Here is a 3,360-nt window from a genome sequence, read left to right on the forward strand (position 1 = left end):
GCCCGCGATACTCGCGGCTGCGCCGCATTGTCTCGCGGGCTGAACGCATGGACGGGCCGAACCCTGTGAGGGCCTCGCTGAACTCGGCGCCGTTGAAGCCGGGCCGCTAGGAGTACTGCTCGCCCCGGGTCCGCCGGGACTGCTGGCGGGCGCCATCAGTTATGAACGTCCTCACAGCGGGTGCCCGGGGTTGGTGGGTGCGGCTGGGATAGGTACTTCGGCTAACAGTACGGGCGTTACGCTAAAACCCCATGTCAGCACTACTCGCCAGTAGATTTCGCGGGGGCAATGTGCTGGCTACTTTTGCAGACTTAACAATCTTGTGGTCGATCCTAGCTCAGATTCACAGAAGCAACAGGTAGACGACGTTTTGATCGTGTGCCATGGTGTGCAAGTACCCCCGCTGGGCATTGCAAGCCTGCAAATCGTCGATCCAGCAGTGCGGTGCGGAAACGCACCGTCGACGCGGGCCGACGGACCGACCGACCAAGGAAGTGGAGTCGAAGATGTCGACCACCGGCACCCCGAAGACCCCTGAGGAAATCCAGAAGGATTGGGACACCAACCCCCGCTGGAAGGGCGTCACCCGCAACTACACCGCCGAGCAGGTGTCGAAGCTGCAGGGCACCGTCGTCGAAGAGCACACCCTCGCGCGGCGTGGCTCCGAGATCCTCTGGGACCTGGTGAACAACGAGGACTACATCAACTCGCTGGGCGCTCTCACCGGTAACCAGGCGGTGCAGCAGATCCGCGCCGGTCTGAAGGCCGTCTACCTGTCGGGCTGGCAGGTCGCCGGTGACGCGAACCTCTCCGGGCACACCTACCCGGACCAGAGCCTCTACCCGGCCAACTCGGTGCCCAATGTGGTCCGCCGCATCAACAACGCGCTGCTGCGCGCCGACGAAATCGCCAAGGTCGAGGGCGACACTTCGGTCGAAAACTGGCTGGCCCCGATCGTCGCCGACGCCGAAGCCGGCTTCGGTGGCGCGCTCAACGCCTACGAACTGCAGAAGGCCATGATCGCCGCCGGCGCCGCCGGTGTGCACTGGGAAGACCAGCTGGCCTCGGAGAAGAAGTGCGGCCACCTCGGTGGCAAGGTGCTGATCCCCACCCAGCAGCACATCCGCACCCTGACCTCCGCGCGGCTGGCCGCCGACGTCGCCCAGGTGCCCTCGGTGATCATCGCCCGCACCGACGCCGAGGCCGCCACCCTGATCACCTCGGACGTCGACGAGCGCGACCGCGAATTTCTCGACGGCACCCGCACGGCCGAAGGCTTCTTCGGCGTGAAGAACGGCATCGAGCCCTGCATCGCCCGCGCCAAGGCCTACGCCCCCTTCGCCGACCTCATCTGGATGGAAACCGGCGTGCCGGACCTCGAGGTCGCCCGGAAGTTCGCCGAAGCCGTCCGCAGCGAGTTCCCGGACCAGCTGCTGGCCTACAACTGCTCGCCGTCCTTCAACTGGAAGGCGCACCTGGACGATTCCACCATCGCGAAGTTCCAGCGTGAGCTGGGCGCCATGGGCTTCAAGTTCCAGTTCATCACCCTGGCGGGCTTCCACTCGCTCAACTACGGCATGTTCGACCTGGCCCACGGCTACGCCCGCGAGGGTATGACCGCCTTCGTCGACCTGCAGGAACGCGAGTTCGCCGCCGCCGCCGAGCGTGGCTTCACCGCCATCAAGCACCAGCGTGAGGTCGGTGCCGGCTACTTCGACACCATCGCCACCACCGTCGACCCCAACACCTCGACGGCCGCGCTGAAGGGCTCCACCGAAGAGGGGCAGTTTCATTAGGCCGCGCTGACGCGCGGCGGGGGTTGGGCCCCGCGGGCCCCGCCCGGGGGGCGGCTCTCCTTCCTCCCCCCCCCTCAAACCCGGGGGGCCGGGCCGAAACCTTTCAGGGCCTCGCTGAACTCGGCACCGCCGCTGGTTGCGTCGGGTTCGGTACGGCCCAGCTCCGTGGTCCACCGGGCCGCAGATGGTATTCGTTACGGATACCGGCAACCACTACCTCGGTAGGGGTGTACCCGCCGCCCCCTCGCAACAGCCCGGCGAGGGGGCTTCGGTGCCTCTACCGTGAAGTACGACAGACTTCACACACCACGAACTTCGAATCGAAGGCTCCGCTCACACCAGAGCAACACCTTCGTTCCCACCGACCCACCACAAACTGATCAGGAGCGGACCGTGAGCGAAAAGATTCAGCGTGTCGGTGTCATCGGCGCCGGACAGATGGGCGCCGGCATCGCGGAGGTGTGCGCCCGCGCTCATGTCGATGTGCTGGTGTACGAGCAGACCCGTGAGCTCGCCGCCGCCGGCCGTTCACGCATCCTGCGGTCGCTGGACCGTGGCGTGAGCAGCGGCAAGATCACCGAACGTGAGCGTGAGCAGACGGCCTGGCGGCTGCGGTTCACCTCGGACCTTGGTGATTTCGCCGACCGCCAGCTGGTGGTGGAGGCAGTCCTGGAAGACGAGAAGGTCAAGACCTCGATCTTCGCCGAACTGGACAAGGTGGTCACCGACCCGAACGCGGTGCTGGCCTCCAACACCTCCTCCATTCCGATCATGAAGATCGCCGTCGCGACCAACACACCCGAACGGGTCGTGGGCATGCACTTCTTCAACCCCGTGCCGGTGCTGCCGCTGGTCGAGCTGGTGACCACGCTGAAAACCAGCGCCGCCGTGTCCGAGCGCGCCGAGAAATTCGCCGCCGAAATCCTCGGCAAAGAGGTCGTGCGATCCTCCGACCGTTCCGGTTTCGTGGTAAATGCCCTGCTGGTGCCGTATCTGCTGTCCGCCATCCGGATGGTCGAGTCCGGGTTCGCCACCAAGGAAGACGTCGACAAGGCGATGGTGCTCGGTTGCGCCCACCCCATGGGGCCGCTGGCGCTCACCGACCTCGTCGGCCTCGATACGGTCAAATCCATCGCCGATTCGATGTACGGCGAATTCAAGGAACCGCTCTACTCGGCCCCGCCGCTGCTGATGCGCATGGTGGAGGCCGGTCTGCTCGGCAAGAAAACAGGCGCCGGCTTCTACCAGTACTGAATTGTTGGCGCCCCCCAGAGCGGGGCCGGGTTTGGGCCCCCCGAGAGCCAGGCGGGGTCCGATCGAGAACTCGGTGAGATAAGGCATTTCGCCGACCTCGGTAAATCGCTGGAGGCGAATTGCATTCGTGTAATTCACCGTTCGGCTCCCTGGTAGGTCACGTAGTGGCAACGAAGGGTCGAATGAGGCGGTGGTCGTCGAGACGGGAGGTCGTGACGATCACGGTCGCGCCGCCGCCGAGCAGGCACCCGGCCACCGCCGCGGCGATGGACCCCTTGCTGGCGCCGGTGACCACGGCGATCTCGCCGGT

The 3,360-nt window shown here is 65.7% G+C and carries 2 protein-coding genes; both read left to right on the plus strand.

Translation table 11 applies throughout. From position 1 onward, the window contains the following. Positions 1-506 precede the first annotated feature (506 nt). Positions 507-1,796, plus strand: a complete 1,290-nt coding sequence (aceA, locus tag QH196_RS28540; protein ID WP_280418940.1) for an isocitrate lyase — start codon at positions 507-509, stop codon at positions 1,794-1,796. Positions 1,797-2,189: 393 nt separating this feature from the next. Continuing rightward, on the plus strand, positions 2,190-3,050 hold the full coding sequence (locus tag QH196_RS28545; RefSeq protein ID WP_174375629.1) for a 3-hydroxybutyryl-CoA dehydrogenase: 861 nt from the start codon (positions 2,190-2,192) through the stop codon (positions 3,048-3,050). The last annotated feature ends 310 nt before the right edge of the window (positions 3,051-3,360 follow it).

Origin of the sequence: Nocardia carnea (assembly GCF_029868325.1) — a bacterium.
GTDB lineage: Bacteria > Actinomycetota > Actinomycetes > Mycobacteriales > Mycobacteriaceae > Nocardia > Nocardia carnea_C.

Coding starts and splice junctions, on each gene's coding strand:
- aceA (WP_280418940.1), top strand. CDS start 507: ATGTCGACCACCGGCACCCCGAAGACCCCTGAGGAAATCCAGAAGGAT.